This window comes from Vibrio sp. OPT46, assembly GCF_015163535.1.
Taxonomy (GTDB): Bacteria; Pseudomonadota; Gammaproteobacteria; order Enterobacterales; family Vibrionaceae; genus Vibrio; species Vibrio alginolyticus.
Genome location: NZ_JADDYG010000093.1, coordinates 106,647 through 121,906 on the forward strand (window position 1 = coordinate 106,647; position 15,260 = coordinate 121,906).

Consider the following 15,260-nt stretch of genomic DNA (forward strand, 5'->3'; position numbering starts at 1 on the left):
TCTGCCTGCATCGGCGCCATGTGATGCTCCCGCCACTGCTCTGGCGTCGCGATAAAGCAAGCGACAACAGGCTGACCTGAATCCAACGCCGCTTTGAGTGCCGTGTGGTCTAACGCACGTAAGTCACGTCGAAACCATACTAAAACCATGGTAGCTCCTATCTTTTGTCTACTAAGTTAGGTGTAATTTCTCTATCACTTCAGAGCACCCCATCCGATCACCTAACTGTGCGTGAAGCATTTTGATGGACGCTACTTGTTTAGCAGCTAGCGCTTTGTTGGAGAAAAGGTAGATAAACGAACCATTTTCAACGACCTCGTGATCTAGTAGACCAGAAACATCATCAACCTTATCGATCAAAGTCGTGTGATACCCTTGTTCGCAAAGCTTCGCTGCTTGAATCCAACTCTCAGACTCTCTGTTTTGTTCAAAGCTAATGAGCAGACACTTTCCTTTGGAAGCGGCTTTGTTTTCAGAATCGATAACAAGGGCAAGTCGAGTGATCAAACAAGTCTGAAATAACCCTACCTGTAAAGATCGCAGCGATCCTTTTACCATGTCTAGCGCATCAAATACTGGGCTAATAAACTGATCAATAACGAGTTTTAGTGGATACTCTTTAAGAACAGAGGCAAGTAAACTCTCTGCTTTTCCTCGATTCAGGGTAGACAGCGCAAGCAGCATGTTTTCAACTTCTTCGAGTGTGCGAACCTCGTTTTTGACTTCGACATCGGCGCTTTTTCCTAGCAGCCCCTTCACTTTACCAATCGAAATCCCCTTCGCGAGCCAGCTCTGGACTTCGCGAATCGTATCGAGATCTTGCTGGCGATAAAGTCTGTGTCCTTTTTCAGTTCGCTGAGGTTGGATCAAGTTGTATCTTCGTTGCCAAGCTCTCAGCGTAACTGGTTTTACACCCGTGATGTCTGCGACATCTCGGATCGCGTATAGTTTTTCTTCTGAACTACAAACCATAGCGTAATCTCATCTCCTGCGGATACGGTTCTAAAAACTTCTGTTTTGCTAAATACTCGTCTGGGTAAGTATTTAAGTAATGCTTAATCAATGTAAGTGGTGCTAGCAGAGGCAGCATTCCGATACGGTAGTCGTGAATCACTGTCGCTAACTCTTCTTTTTCTTCTTTAGTTAGTGAGCGTTTGAAGTACCCTTGTAAATGCATCAACACATTTGTGTTGTTTTTGCGGCTAGCCCGATTCGTTAACGCCTTCATAAGTCCTAAACGATACTCTTGGTAAAAGTCTTCAATTTCATAATTAGCGACATCAGCGACTAAGCGGCCAAGGGAGCGGTATGACTCTGGGTGGTGTGCCATTAACGTCAGTTTGTAGCGCGAATGAAAGTCGATGATTTTGCCACGAGTAGGCTCACCATCCATCGAGCCGTAAAAGTCATTTAGACAAAATACTCGAGTAATAAAATTTTCTTTCAATACAGGGTCGTTAAGTCTGCCATCCTCTTCAACAGGCAACCAAGGCATTTTTTGCATCAATGTTTGTGTATACAAGCCAACACCTTCTTTCGCAGCACTGTTCTTGCTGTAAACCTTGACTCGCTCCATGCCACAAGTTGGTGACTTGGCACAAACGATGTAACCACAAAGCTGCTCGCTTTGAAGTTCATCTACTTTATTGGCCGAGTAAGTGAGCATATTGTCGGTATGATCATTTTCTGGATTTTTGGTTTCAACCAATGCAACACGCTCTTCATTAGAAACAAGACGAATTGTTGGACGGGGTACTGGCATACCTACGCCGACTTCAGGGCATACCGAAACAAAGTCAAAATACGGGCTGAGCTCTTTAGTCACAAAGTTGCTCACCTTATGACCAGAGTCAAAACGCACTCGTTCACCCAAAACACACGAACTGATACCTACTTTGATTGAAGATTCCATGATGACGCATCCCTATACAAAAAGTTTTGTTGTATAACTTATAGCAAGCCTTTCCAGATTGTACAAGAAAATAAGTTGTACAATTTAATCGTTTTACTTCACTCGAAAGTATTTCGATCAACCAGCTGTCAGAAAAAAGTTTGGCCCAAAAACAAAGAATTTGTGCGCGCAATCGACAAACTGCTCAAAAGCAAATCGATTGCTCTTTTGATTTCAACAGATTTGGTTATCAATAGTAGTTGCAGTTTCTAAATGCGTGGTTTTTGTGACTAAGCTCTCAAGGGGCTACTGTACGTCCCGATATTATTGCCTCAACGAAAACGAACAAGTTCAACAGAATTGGTAATAGCGTTCTATAATAGAGGCGTTTTATCAAAACAAAACTTTGGAGAGCACTTATGGCAACCCCACACATTAACGCACAACCAGGTGATTTCGCTGAAACAGTTCTAATGCCAGGCGACCCGTTGCGCGCTAAATACATCGCTGAAACGTTCCTAGAAGATGTGAAACAAGTTTGTGACGTTCGCAACATGTTCGGCTTTACTGGCACTTACAAAGGCAAAAAAGTTTCTGTAATGGGCCACGGCATGGGTATCCCGTCTTGCTGTATCTACGTACACGAGCTAATCGCTGAATACGGCGTGAAAAACGTTATCCGTGTGGGTAGCTGTGGTGCAGTACGTGACGACGTGAAACTAATGGACGTTGTTATCGGTATGGGTGCTTCTACAGACTCTAAAGTTAACCGTATCCGTTTCAACAACCACGATTTCGCAGCAATCGCTGATTACGGTCTTCTAGAAGAAGCAGTTAACCAAGCGCGCGCTCAGGAAGTGCCTGTAAAAGTAGGTAACGTATTCTCTGCTGACCTGTTCTACACACCAGAAGCAGACATCTTCGAGAAGATGGAAAAACTAGGCATCCTAGGTGTAGACATGGAAGCGGCTGGTATCTACGGCGTAGCAGCTGACCTAGGCGCGAAAGCACTGACTATCCTGACAGTTTCTGACCACATCATCCGTGGTGAAAAACTAAGCTCAGAAGAGCGTCAGAAGTCGTTCAACGACATGATGAAAGTTGCACTAGAAACTGCAATCAACATCTAAGAACAAATAGTAAGTAATAATTTGCAGCCAGAATTATGCTGGCTGCCCGAATTATCCCGAGGGGGCGATTGTGTCTAACGGCGAACTGCCAAAAGACGCAGATGGGTTACAACTCAACTTTTGTAAAACATTGGCGTGTGACAACTTTGGATTGAGTGATGCAAAGCGTTACGTTCTGCAACATGCGAACCCTAAGCGTCCGGCGATGGTATGCCGTGAATGTGGAGCTTTCCCCCCCTTACTTAATAATCGCGATGTCGTGAACGAACTTCATCGCCTGCGGCACGTCCACAGTGACGGGTTGCCTGCTTGCCGTAATGATGATTGCGACAACTTTGGACTTTCTGTCCACACTCACAAACACCTCTATCACGCTTTCGGTTACAGTGGCGATCGCCAACGTTACCGCTGTAAAGTGTGTCAATGTACCTTTGTCGACAAGTGGTCTGGTGCCAACAAGAAGCTTCAATTTCAAGAGAACTTGATGGGTTTATTGTTTACGGGATATTCCGTACGAGAAATCTGCCGCAAGCTTAGTATTAACCCAAAAACCTTTTACGATCATGTTGACCATATAGCTAGCCGCTGCCGCCGCAAGCTGGCAACCATTGATGCGCGCTGGGTAAACCACGCAACGCATTATGAATTGGCCTCAAACTATATTGCATTGCAACCGAACAGCAATAATGGTGTGTATTGGATTGTTTCTGGCGAAGCGCATTCTGGCTATATTCTTTGCCAGCACGTCAATTATTCCGCTGATGAAGAGCCAATCGCAACTCTCGATCATAATCCTTACGATGAGGTGTCTCGTTTTGTTTCCCAGGAGTACGTAGCGGAAGCAAGTGAGCCGCTTGCGGAACCTTCTCATCACCTCAGAGAGCGAATTGACCAAAAATACCAAACAATTTTGGCTCGCGGTAACGTAGAAGACCCTCTTGGTAATCTATCTGTATTTCATTACCCTTCAAAAGGGGCATTAGTCCGTCCGCCATACACCTCGTATGCACACTATTTGCACGTACTTGATATGTGCTGCCCAAACAAACGTGTATCTCTATACATGCCTCAAGATCCCCTACTACGTTCAGCTGCACTGAGCGTTTGTTTACCTCGTATTAAAGAGAAAAGTGTCGACTTGATGTATGTAGAAGAGGACGCTAGTTGGGACATGAGCACTCCCTTTGGCAAAGTCGATATCGCCTATATGAGTTGGTGGCGCGATCGTTGGGCAATCTCTAGTCAAAACGAAAACCACAAAGGCATTTGCTACCTCGCTGGCGATCAAAATGAGCCTGAAAAATGGTTTAACGTTGCGACAACTCGTCATGTGAAGTTTTATCAAAACCGCTTTCAGATTCTTTTCGAAAGCTTCATTAACGAGCCACGTCGCAAATTACGACCTGCTGGTATTTTACCTCTTTTAGATATATTCAGAGCTTGGCATAATTTGTGCTATCAGGATAAACAAGGTCTTACCGCTGCACAAAGGTTGGAAGTCTCTGATGCACCTTTGACAATCAAACAGCTCCTATCGTAGCTATTCTATTGGTAATTTAGATGTAGTAATTAGGGGTTGTAACGGTATACATTACGGCCCCTGATCGTTTACCAAAACGTTATCCGCATCGCTTTGGTAAAGAAACATGCATCTAACCACTTAATATTAGGTGTGATTTCCAGTTCGATAGTCATGGATGTGAACGTTGGATAAAAACCAAATTCAGCTAGAAGATGATCTCACTAAGCTTAAAGGCCAAATAAAATCGGCCCCTAAACATACCTTTAATATTGCGCAGCAATATCGTATCCGCGCGGAACAAATTTTATTTGTGGACGGAGAGATCAAAGCCTTACTCATCATGGCGCAATGCTGTTGGTGCCTAATGGATTACCGACAAGGCTTAAAACTCGTCAAAGACGCTTACAGCAAACAAACACAGCTTGAAACCGACGATCATCTCCCGGAAATTCTCCATCTTTTTGCACTCCAATATTGGGGCCAAGCAAAGTATTATTCCGCGCAACAATATTGGATTAATGCGCTCGAACAATCTGCTCTTGTTGATGATGTTGAAATTCAAATCGAATCTCTAATTGGGCTTGGTAATGTATGGCGCATCACTAATGAACACCAACTTGCCGCTTCAACTCATGAGTTAGCCGTTAAAGTGGCAAACAATGTTCGTATTGCTTGGTTAGAAGGCAAAGCGCGCATCCTATTAGCTTGGGACTATTACTTACTAAATAAGTTTGTCGAGATGCTTACGGTACTGGATGGAGCAACCGAAGTATTAAAAGATCATGATGACAGTACGTGGCAAGCCGAGATCTGGGACTTTAAAGGGTTAGCACTGCTTGGACTAGAACGCCTTGATGCGGCCGAAGAAGCCACCCAAAAAGCCCACCAGCTCGCCATTGAGCATGACCTCGTTTGGATGAAAGCACACTCTTTTATTAGCCGAGCAAGACTTGAGCTTTTGCGCCAAAATACAGACAGCGCTGCCAAGTTGCTACTTGCAGCAGAAGAGTCTGCACTCAGTTTCGACCACGGTGAGCTACTCAGCCAAATTTGCTTCCAACAATCACGAGTCGCTGAAGAACAAGGTGACTTTGAGTCTGCGTTTAACGCGTTCAAGAAATACCGTAAGCACGCACTCAAAATGCTCAAAGAACAAACTCATCGAATCAGCATGGATAAAGCAAGAGGCTCTAAACGCCAACTAGAGCAGCGAGCACGTAAGCTGATCAATCATATTCGCTCTCAACACGAATACGACCCTGAAAAACAGTTCTCTAATGTCGTTTCTGAGACCTACTGGTGGGAACAGTTAGTTTTGTTTAAAACGGAGCTCAAACGCTCTAACCACGCCATCATTATGATTCAGCATTCAAACCCCGAAGTTCTCGATGTTTGTACCGAGCTCGTTCATGCATTGACAACCTCCAGCGACCTCATCTCGAGAATTTCCAGTAACAGGCTAGCAATGTTAATTGCAGAAAAAGGTCAAGCAGCAGAAGAGGTCTACCGCACTGTCCAAGCGATGTTAGACATCTATCCATGGAAGCGACGCGGAATCAAAGGCCCGAAACCGATACTGTATTTGCAAGATATCCTGACCTTCCCATTCACGTTAGAACAGCTCGAAGAAAGTTATATTGAGGTAATGAAGAATGGAACAACTGCTTAGCAAGGTGACTGACGCAGGTATCGATCCTTCTTCCGTTTCAGGTGAAGAAGCGATTACGCTATGGGAACACATAGGGTTACATATTGCGTCAACAAACCGAGAGAAAGCGCATTGCTATATCATTAGCGCCGAGTATCGAAGAGAGATCAAACAGCTCAACGACAGCATTAGTGAATTGAAACAAGCGCTTGAGTTGCTTGTTTTACCAGAGGATGTAGAAGATATTCTTTCTGTGAAAGCAAGCTTGAGTGAGCGTTTGGTTGAAGTAGGTGACTACAATGCGGCATTAACCGAGTATGTTGCTTCAACCAATATCGCCGTCGAGTACGGCTATATTGATGAGTACGTATTGGCCATTATTGGAATGGGTAATTTGTGCGATGCCCATGGGGATCACCAACGTGCATTACGTTATTATCAAAAAATAGATGCTATCGATCACGCTATTGGCAGTCGATCCCTACGCCTTCGTTACAAGCTGTACATGCTTGCCTGTTATATCAGCTTGAACCGTACCGCAGACGCCAAAGAACTATTGAGTGAATGTGAAGAACTGAGCATTCTCGTCAGTGATAAAAACCTCGCCGCACAAATTCACCTCTACCGAGCCAAATTACATCGTCTGCAAGAAGACTACCCCAATGCGTTGCTGGCTATTTCGAATGTTCAGTATACAACGGGTAGTGCCACGACATACTGGTTATCCACGATGGTCAAAATTGAGACTGCGTATTGTCTAAACGGTGTAGGGCACACTTCTTTAGCTAATTTAACGTTGGACTCCATCAGTAAAAGGATTCAAAAGCAACTATCTCCTATCGTTACTCAGCATTTTTATAACGCGATGAGTCAAGTTTACGCCTCTCAAGGGTTGTATCAAGAAGCATTAAATTGTGAAAAAAAAGCGCATAGAATCGAATCTGATCTTGTAAAACATATTCCGATCGGTGAGTTAGGGTCTGCTCAACTACGCCGACTTTCACGCTTTGAGTTACAACTCAAACTCATTTTGTCAGAGCTAGAAAACAAAGAACTAAAAGAAACCACCAAGCAGCATAAAAATACTGTTGCTCAGCTACAGCAGGACGTCTTTACCGATCCACTTACGTCTTTACACAACCGACGCTGGTTAGAAGTTAAACTAAAAGATCTACTTCTGCACGATACTGCATTTGCATTGATGGTCATCGATATCGATCACTTCAAATCCATCAATGACGAACTAAGCCACTTGGTTGGCGACAAAGCGATCAAAAGTGTGTCACAGGAACTGGCGTCCTACTTCAGATTTAAAGGCGCATCGTGCGTACGATTTGGTGGTGAAGAGTTCCTCGTGATCCTTGAGAATACCCAACTGGAACGCGCAGAAATGCATGCCGAGAATTATCGTGAACGGATTTATCAATATGGTTGGGACGATATTCTTGGTGAACGGGGGCTGACCGTATCCATAGGGATTACCTTGCATCGAGAAGGCGAGAATACTCAGCGAACTTTTTATCGTGCAGACAAAGCTCTTTATCGCGCCAAAGCCAATGGCAGAAACCAAGTCTGTACCGAACTTTAAACCATGCCCCGGTTGACACCTGGGGCTTTAGTATACTTTTTACTTATCCTTCCTATATCACTTCACTGCTTGTTTAAATAAGTACTCAGCAACACCTTAACTGCCAATAAACATCAGTGGATACTTACATCGCATAAACATAATTCCTACATAAAAACCGCTTGATTCATCTGTAGTTAAGACAAATACTTAAATTGTTAATTTACGTAGATTTTCCATTTCGCAATACGCACAGGTAGGTAAGATGTTTCTAGACTATTTTGCACTTGGGTTACTCATCTTCGTTGCTTTAGTGATCTTTTACGGAATCATTGTCATCCATGATATTCCATATGAAATCGCCAAAGAGAGAGAGCACCCGCACCAAGACGCAATTCACTACGCTGGCTGGGTCAGCCTTTTCACTTTGCATGCGCTGTGGCCATTTTTATGGATCTGGGCAACATTATGGCGCAAGGAACGCGGCTGGGGTTTTAAACAACTAGAACAAGAAACACACGACATTCATCACCGCCTTGAAGAACTCATTGATGAAGTCAACGAACTCAAAAACCAAGTATCGATGTTGAAACAACAAAAGATTCAGCAAAAGCCTTTGCCTGAACAAAGTAAAGAGGACGAATAATGGACTTATTGCTGATTCTGACTTACGCCGCTCTTTGTATTGCCATTTTTAAAATTTTCAATATTCCTCTAAACAAATGGACCGTTCCAACCGCCGTACTTGGCGGCGTAGTGTTAGTGGGCACACTCGTGCTGCTTATGAACTACAACCACCCATTTACTCAATTGGGTAACCAAGTGTTCCCGACTACGCCTATCGTCTCTGGCGTGCGTGGCCGCGTGGTGGAAGTGCCAGTCCAAGCCAACCAACCGCTCAAAACGGGCGATATTCTTTTCAAAATCGATCCTGTGCCTTTTGAAGCAGAAGTTGCTCGCCTTGAAGCGAAAGTCAAAGAAGCAAGCCAAGGTGCGTTGGGTTTAGAGTCTGATCTAAGAGAAGCAGAAGCTGCTGTATTGAAAGCGCAAGCGGACAGAGATAAAGCACAAAGGGAGTTTAGCCGATATCAAAGGGGCTTTGATCGTGGCGCGTTTACTGAACAAGATTTAGATACTCGACGCCAAGCGTATAAAGCGGCAGAAGCCATGTTAGACGTTGCGATTTTGCAACAAGAACAAGCGCAAATCGCTCTGGACTCTGAAATCGGAGGCGAAAATACCCAAGTCGCGCAACTTCTTGCCGAGCTGCGTAAAGCAGAGTTTAACCTAGAGCAAACCGTCGTTCGTGCGCCAACCGATGGTTACGTTACGCAATTGGCTTTGCGTCCTGGTGTTATGGCTGTGCCGTTGCCACTTGCCCCGGCAATGACCTTCGTACATACCGAAGACATTACGTACACCGCGGCATTCAGACAGAACTCATTACAACGCTTGAAGCCAGGCTTTGAAGCAGAATTTATGTTCCGCGCAATTCCGGGCAAAGTGTTCCGTGGCGAAGTCATTGACGTGATTCCAGCCATTGGTGAAAGCCAAATTCAAGCGCGAGGCGCTCTGCTTGGGACTGATGCCTTGCGCACGAGCGGACGTGTTTTTGCGAAGCTGAAAATTACCGACGACTTGAGTGGATACCACCTACCAATGGGTACTGCGGTTGAAGTTGCAGTTTATTCAGACAGCTTTACTCACGTATCAGTGATGCGCAAAGTGCTTATTCGTATGAAGAGCTGGCAGAACTATTTATACCTCGACCATTAATGAACATATAGCGCATTCATTTATTGGTAAAAATAACATCAAACCGTGTAATCAGGGGCTGACGATCAGCCCCTGATTCATTCTAGCCATCCAGATAGATAGCATTCCCACTTTTATTAATATTCTGTATAATGCGCGCCTTATTTTTAATGCTTGCTAAAACCAAAGCCAGTCAAAGGGATGCGTGAATCAAATCACACATTTCCTGAAGAAAAATAGAGCAAACAATAAGCAGCTTGGTTGTTTTGAATATATGTTACACAATCAAATAACTAACGCTTTCCAACAATATAAATGAACGTTCTTTAAAATCGACTATTGAACTGAGGTTATCTATGAATCTTTCCGCTAAAACTGTTGTGGTTATTGCAATCGGTGCTGCTCTTTACGGTATCGGCGGCTTACCTATGTTTGGCATCCCTGTGTTTGCAAACACAACGCTAAAACCAGCAATGGCAGTATTAGCATTGTTCTCAGTACTATTTGGACCACTTGTTGGCTTCTTGGTTGGTTTTATTGGTCACTGGGTTACTGACCTATTTGCAGGTTGGGGCGTATGGCTCACTTGGGTACTTGGTTCAGGTATTGTTGGTTTGATTATCGGTCTATTCCCTTCTCTAACGCGCTACCGTTTGGAGAAAGGCGATTTCAATATGAAAGACTTCGCGTTATTCGTAGTACTTGCGCTATTAGGCAACGTATTTGGTTACGGTTGCTCTGCATTCCTCGACACGATTTTATACGCAGAACCGTTCACTAAAGTGTTTACCCAGCTTTCTATTATCGCGATCGGTAACACCATTCTTATTGCTATTGTTGGCTTCTTCATTCTTAAGTCTGTCGCTAAACGTAACAAGCAAAGCCGTAACTTAACAGAGGCTTAATGTCGAATGACAATCGAATTTTCTAACTTCTCTTTTAGATATGAGTCGCTGGACAAACCGACGCTAAAAAATATCAATCTAAGGATAGAGAAAGGAGAGAAAATCGTCATTATCGGTCCAAGTGGTAGTGGTAAATCTACTCTTGGGCAATGTCTTAACGGACTGATCCCACACGCAATCAAAGGGGAAACCAGTGGAACATTGACCATCAATGGTCAAGACACCGCCCCTTTCGACATGCACCAATACACTGAGCAAGTTGGCACCGTACTCCAAGATACGGACAGCCAATTTGTCGGTTTGAGCATTGGCGAAGACATTGCATTTGCGCTGGAAAACCAGCTAACTTCAAATATCGACATGTACCCATTGGTCAAAGCCACGGCCAAAATGGTCGACTTGGAACAGATGTTAGATCGCTCTCCCCACGATTTATCTGGCGGGCAGAAACAGCGTGTTTCTTTGGCGGGCATTCTCGTCGATGACGTCGATATCCTTTTGTTTGATGAACCACTAGCTGCGCTTGACCCTAAAACGGGTAAAAAAACCATCGAGATCATCGATGATCTACACCGCGAAACGGACAAAACCATAGTAATCATTGAACATCGTCTTGAAGACGTTCTGCATTGCTCAGTTGACCGTATTATCTTGATGGAAAGCGGCGAAATCATTACCGATACAACGCCAGATGAAATTTTAGCGTCGCCTCTACTAGAAGATTACGGCATCCGCGAACCGCTTTATATTTCAGCACTGAAAGAAGCAGGCTGCGCGATTGAGGGCGATGCAAAACCTTCTAGCTTAACTACCTTACCGTTGGAGCAATATAAACCAGCGGTACAAGCATGGTTTGATGGTTCAACAGCACAACCACCTAAAACGCCAGCCGAGACTTTGCTTGAAGTCCGTGGCCTCACCTATTCTTACGACGGTGAGAAAAACGCGTTAGAAGACGTGAGTTTTGACATCAAGTGTGGCGAGTTTGTCTCTGTACTTGGCAAAAATGGCTCGGGTAAATCGACCATCACCAAACTGATTATGGGCGTTATTGAAGCGGATAGCGGCTCAATGAGCATGAATGGTCAAGATCTTAACGAACTGACCATCTTCGAGCGTAGCCAGAAAGTGGGTGTGGTGATGCAAAACCCGAATCACATGATTTCCCATCACATGATTTTCGACGAAGTGGCCTTCGGCCTCCGTAATCGTGGCGTTGAAGAGAAACAAATCGACGCTAAAGTACTTGAAGTCCTAGAGCTGTGCGGTTTGAGCAAATACCGTCACTGGCCAATCGAAGCATTGAGCTACGGCCAGAAAAAGCGCGTAACCATTGCGTCAATTTTGGTCTTGGAACCAGAGCTTCTGATCCTTGATGAACCGACGGCAGGTCAGGACTATCGAAACTACACGTCTATGCTGAGTTTCATCGAAAAGCTCAATCGCGAGTTGGGCGTAACCGTAATGATCATCTCTCATGACATGCATTTAGTGTTGGAATACACCTCGCGCTCTATCGTGATTGCAGACAGTAAATTAGTCGCGGATGCACCAATGACGCAGGTATTCAGCAGTCCAGAGCTACTAGACCAAGCAAACCTCACTACCACAAGTTTGTTTGAGTTGGCTACGAAAGTTGGTATCGAGGACACCAATGGCTTTATGCAGCACTTTATCAATGTAGAAAAAGCGCACCGCCAACAAAAAAGCGACGACGTAAACCAACTAGAGAAAGCGGTGGCATGAAAGACAATAAGATGAAGTTTGGTATCAACTACATCGATACCCAATCGCCACTTCATAAGTTGAATGGCATTACTAAGTTCTTGCTTTTCATTGCTTGGGTAACGGTGGTATTGACCACATTTGACTTGCGAATCATCGCGCTGTTGATCGTGCTGGGTTTGGGCTTATTGAAAATGACCAAAGTGCCCTTTCATGTCTACAAACCGCTGTTATTCGGTACAGGTACGGTATTACTGATCAATGCCCTGTTTATGTTCGCGTTAGCACCGCAACAAGGTACTGAGTTCATGGGTTCATCAACGGTTTTACTCTCGTTACCCGGTAATTACTCGCTCACTCAAGAGACATTGTTTTACCTAGTAACAGTGACGTTGAAGTACTTCAGCATGTTCCCAATCGCATTGGTGTTTGTATTTACCACTCATCCGACAGAGTTTTCAGCCAGCTTGAACCGTTTAGGTGTGCCTTACAAAATCGCCTATGCCGTAAGCTTAACGCTGCGCTACTTGCCGGAAGTGAAAAAGGACTTTGTTAACATCATGCACGCGCAACAAGCACGCGGAGTAGAACTGAGCAAGAAGGCTCCGTTGTTCAATCGTATGAAGAACGTCGCGAAGATTCTTGGACCTCTGATTTTCTCTAGTTTAGACAGAGCCGATCAAATCTCAAACGCGATGACGCTACGTGGTTTTGGCCGCCACTCCTCTCGCACTTGGTACAGCTTAAAACCACTGACCAAAGCCGATATGATCTGCATGGCTGGGATTGCGGTGATAGTGATTGCTGCGATCAGCAAGCGTGTGATGGACACACAACTGTTCTGGTATCCGTTTTAAATTCTGAAGCTTCAAACTGAACATAACGTGGTTAGTGTTGTGACCACGTTATCTTCCGTCTTTCCCCTCGATAACTCACCTGTTGGCTTCTTGCTTGCGAGTGTTCAAAAGAAGCGGTAATTTCAGCGGCTCGCTGATGTGCCAGAAAGTTGCTTATTTAAACGACCAACATGAACTAAACTCATCAGTTTTATCAGGGGCTTAATGATCAACTGCGCACTGCCTACAATGAAAAGCCAAGTACCACTTTCAATCAACGAATCATTCAAAAAGAAAAAGCTACCAATTAAAAACCAAATAGCAATGAGTAGGTCGTTTGCAGCTCCTAACGCCTCATAGCGGCGCTGAATAACGATGTGACGGCTTCCTAGATCTAAATCCAACTCTCTGCCATGTATCTGCACTGTATAGATCCCCTCTTATTGTTTCGCGTCAGTTATGCCCAAGTTATTTCGAAATACTTAGTTCTAAACCCTAACGGACGTGGCATGCATTGACAACCATTGGAGGGATTATCTATTTGCAATCAAAAGAAAAGGGCGCATAAGCACCCTTTTCAGCGAGTCTAATTACAGGTATTCACTTCAATGGCTAGATAGTGAGTGCCAACTTAACTCCACTTCAACAAGCGAGTTTCGTTGCCTTCTTCCGGCTTGGCTGGAATATTGAGTGACAACAGCAAGCTCACTGCTGCCATACCAGCGCCGATGTAAAATACGCTCGCAGGTGAAACAAGCCAAATGACACCAAACGTAACAGGTATTACAACTGCAGCAATATGGTTAATCGTAAACGCAACGCCTGCGGTCGACGCCATATCGGCAGGATCGGCAATTTTCTGGAAGTAGGTTTTAATCGCAAGCGCTAACGCGAAAAATAAATGATCGACAACATACAATGCTGCCGCCCACTCTGCCGTTTGCACCAAACCGTACCCGACGAACACGAAGATCAAACCGACGTATTCAAACATCAACGCTTTGCGCTCACCAACAACGCCGATAAAACGGCCTATTCGCTTCGCAAACAAGAAGTTAAAGACATAGTTAATCAGGAACAGCAACGTAATATCTGCGGCGGAGTAACCAAACTTTTCTACCATCAAGAAACCAGCGAACACCGTAAAAATTTGACGGCGTGCTCCACTCATAAACGTAAGCGCATAGTATAACCAGTAACGTTTACGCAGGATGAGCTTCTTGTTCTGAGGCACTTTTGTCTTAAATTGTGGGAAGGCAAATGCCATCACCAAAATGAGCACAAAACCTAAACCACCAGCCATTAAATAGACCGTTTTAAAATCAAGTTTGAGCTGTTCGAGCGAAACCCAAATGGCGCCGTAGGTAAACAGAGAAGCCAAAGCTCCAACAGAAATAAACTTACCCAGCATTTCTGGCGCTTCTTCTTTAGATAGCCATTGTAAAGACAAAGACTGCTTGAGTGTTTCAAAGTAATGGAAGCCGGTGGACATTAACAAGGTTGTAAAAAGTAGACCGTACAAAGTGGGAAAATAACCTGTTAATGCCGTACCAAGCGTAAGCATCGCCAAAGAGACGAGCATAAAGCGTTGCTCTCGGATAAACAGCAATACAAACACGGCGGTAAAGGCCAAAAAACCCGGAATTTCGCGCACACTTTGCAATAAGCCTATGTCTGCACCATCAAAGTTTGCTTTCTCGATAACAAAGTTGTTCAACAACGCCATCCAGGTAGAAAAAGCAATGGGCACGATAATGGAAATTAACAGGAGGAAATTTTGCGGCGTTCTCCAGCCGTGCGATGAGGTAGTCATGATGTTTCCTTTAAATATGAAGGCATCATCATAGCTTTAAATGTAACAAATTCGCAATATCATTATTATTTTAAGCCCAGAGCAAGCAGATATGGCTGAGGAATATTGTTATGAAGATAAACATCGCGCTTAACTCCTTGGCTAAGCGCGATGTTCAAGTATCAAGAGAAATAAAGCATGAGTAAATGTGCTCAGTGGCTTAATCAATGACTTTTACTGATAGGCGATTTTTAAATTCAAACACATGTTCTGGACATACATCCAAACAACGACCACAGCTAATGCAGTTTTGATCCATAACTCGACGATCTCCCTCTTTCAAAGGCTGCCGAAGCACTTCTGGTTCTGGGCAAACGTAAAAGCAATCCATGCATTTGGTGCAATCTTCGCGCCGAACAACAGTAACGCGCAACAGGCTTTTTCGGCCTATCACGCCATAGGTAGCCCCCAGTGGACATAAGTGCCCAC

Annotated in this window: 15 protein-coding genes; 9 read left to right on the forward strand and 6 right to left on the reverse strand. The window is 44.4% G+C overall.

Features of this window, described 5'->3' with window-relative positions:
- The 3 genes from IQR33_RS04690 to IQR33_RS04700 form a co-directional block, all read right to left on the reverse strand.
- On the reverse strand, positions 1–149 hold a 149-nt coding region (locus IQR33_RS04690; RefSeq protein ID WP_193843551.1), incomplete at its 3' end, for a deoxyribodipyrimidine photo-lyase.
- Between the two features lie 22 nt (positions 150–171).
- Complete coding sequence (locus tag IQR33_RS04695) at positions 172–972, reverse strand: MerR family transcriptional regulator (RefSeq protein WP_193837765.1); 801 nt, start codon at positions 970–972, stop codon at positions 172–174.
- A complete protein-coding gene (locus tag IQR33_RS04700; RefSeq protein WP_053350049.1) occupies positions 962–1,912 on the reverse strand; it encodes a YbgA family protein in 951 nt (316 codons plus the stop codon). Before IQR33_RS04700 ends, IQR33_RS04695 begins: the two co-directional genes overlap by 11 nt.
- A gap of 398 nt (positions 1,913–2,310) precedes the next feature.
- On the opposite strand from IQR33_RS04700, the gene deoD reads away from it, so the two are divergent.
- The 9 genes from deoD to IQR33_RS04745 all read left to right on the forward strand — a co-directional run bounded on the left by deoD (position 2,311) and on the right by IQR33_RS04745 (position 13,000).
- The gene (deoD, locus tag IQR33_RS04705) at positions 2,311–3,021 is read left to right on the forward strand and encodes a purine-nucleoside phosphorylase (protein ID WP_005375140.1); all 711 of its coding nucleotides are present in this window, start codon (positions 2,311–2,313) and stop codon (positions 3,019–3,021) included.
- A 70-nt stretch (positions 3,022–3,091) separates the two neighbouring features.
- Positions 3,092–4,561 (forward strand): lactate dehydrogenase, encoded by a 1,470-nt coding sequence (locus IQR33_RS04710; protein ID WP_017635476.1) that lies wholly within the window; start codon positions 3,092–3,094, stop codon positions 4,559–4,561.
- Positions 4,562–4,727: 166 nt separating this feature from the next.
- Positions 4,728–6,212, forward strand: a complete 1,485-nt coding sequence (locus IQR33_RS04715) for a hypothetical protein (RefSeq protein ID WP_005375137.1) — start codon at positions 4,728–4,730, stop codon at positions 6,210–6,212.
- Positions 6,196–7,779 (forward strand): GGDEF domain-containing protein, encoded by a 1,584-nt coding sequence (locus tag IQR33_RS04720; RefSeq protein WP_017820511.1) that lies wholly within the window; start codon positions 6,196–6,198, stop codon positions 7,777–7,779. The genes IQR33_RS04715 and IQR33_RS04720 overlap by 17 nt, the downstream gene beginning before the upstream one ends.
- 244 nt (positions 7,780–8,023) lie before the next feature.
- A complete protein-coding gene (locus IQR33_RS04725; RefSeq protein ID WP_064376388.1) occupies positions 8,024–8,404 on the forward strand; it encodes a DUF3302 domain-containing protein in 381 nt (126 codons plus the stop codon).
- Positions 8,404–9,534: an HlyD family secretion protein gene (locus tag IQR33_RS04730; RefSeq protein WP_005375134.1), complete on the forward strand. Its 1,131-nt coding sequence runs from the start codon at positions 8,404–8,406 to the stop codon at positions 9,532–9,534. Before IQR33_RS04725 ends, IQR33_RS04730 begins: the two co-directional genes overlap by 1 nt.
- Before the next feature lie 335 nt (positions 9,535–9,869).
- Entirely contained in the window at positions 9,870–10,418 is a 549-nt protein-coding gene (locus IQR33_RS04735) for an ECF-type riboflavin transporter substrate-binding protein (protein WP_005375133.1), read from the forward strand.
- Between the two features lie 6 nt (positions 10,419–10,424).
- Positions 10,425–12,164, forward strand: a complete 1,740-nt coding sequence (locus IQR33_RS04740; RefSeq protein ID WP_186585108.1) for an ABC transporter ATP-binding protein — start codon at positions 10,425–10,427, stop codon at positions 12,162–12,164.
- Complete coding sequence (locus IQR33_RS04745) at positions 12,161–13,000, forward strand: energy-coupling factor transporter transmembrane component T family protein (RefSeq protein ID WP_005383942.1); 840 nt, start codon at positions 12,161–12,163, stop codon at positions 12,998–13,000. The genes IQR33_RS04740 and IQR33_RS04745 overlap by 4 nt, the downstream gene beginning before the upstream one ends.
- Positions 13,001–13,122: 122 nt before the next feature.
- Here IQR33_RS04745 and IQR33_RS04750 read toward each other — a convergent pair whose 3' ends face one another.
- The 3 genes from IQR33_RS04750 to IQR33_RS32325 form a co-directional block, all read right to left on the reverse strand.
- Positions 13,123–13,404: a YrhK family protein gene (locus IQR33_RS04750; protein WP_025768568.1), complete on the reverse strand. Its 282-nt coding sequence runs from the start codon at positions 13,402–13,404 to the stop codon at positions 13,123–13,125.
- 206 nt (positions 13,405–13,610) lie between these two features.
- Entirely contained in the window at positions 13,611–14,792 is a 1,182-nt protein-coding gene (locus tag IQR33_RS04755) for an MFS transporter (protein WP_005375129.1), read from the reverse strand.
- A 199-nt stretch (positions 14,793–14,991) separates the two neighbouring features.
- Positions 14,992–15,260, reverse strand: a 269-nt coding sequence (locus IQR33_RS32325; protein ID WP_228013761.1) for a 4Fe-4S dicluster domain-containing protein, incomplete at its 5' end; no start/stop codon positions are given.

What these genes read in the sequence shown, in the direction of transcription:
- IQR33_RS04695 (WP_193837765.1), bottom strand. Translation starts at nt 972, where the DNA reads ATGGTTTGTAGTTCAGAAGAAAAACTATACGCGATCCGAGATGTCGCA.
- IQR33_RS04700 (WP_053350049.1), bottom strand. Translation starts at nt 1,912, where the DNA reads ATGGAATCTTCAATCAAAGTAGGTATCAGTTCGTGTGTTTTGGGTGAA.
- deoD (WP_005375140.1), top strand. Translation starts at nt 2,311, where the DNA reads ATGGCAACCCCACACATTAACGCACAACCAGGTGATTTCGCTGAAACA.
- IQR33_RS04720 (WP_017820511.1), top strand. Translation starts at nt 6,196, where the DNA reads ATGGAACAACTGCTTAGCAAGGTGACTGACGCAGGTATCGATCCTTCT.
- IQR33_RS04725 (WP_064376388.1), top strand. Translation starts at nt 8,024, where the DNA reads ATGTTTCTAGACTATTTTGCACTTGGGTTACTCATCTTCGTTGCTTTA.
- IQR33_RS04730 (WP_005375134.1), top strand. Translation starts at nt 8,404, where the DNA reads ATGGACTTATTGCTGATTCTGACTTACGCCGCTCTTTGTATTGCCATT.
- IQR33_RS04735 (WP_005375133.1), top strand. Translation starts at nt 9,870, where the DNA reads ATGAATCTTTCCGCTAAAACTGTTGTGGTTATTGCAATCGGTGCTGCT.
- IQR33_RS04740 (WP_186585108.1), top strand. Translation starts at nt 10,425, where the DNA reads ATGACAATCGAATTTTCTAACTTCTCTTTTAGATATGAGTCGCTGGAC.
- IQR33_RS04745 (WP_005383942.1), top strand. Translation starts at nt 12,161, where the DNA reads ATGAAAGACAATAAGATGAAGTTTGGTATCAACTACATCGATACCCAA.
- IQR33_RS04755 (WP_005375129.1), bottom strand. Translation starts at nt 14,792, where the DNA reads ATGACTACCTCATCGCACGGCTGGAGAACGCCGCAAAATTTCCTCCTG.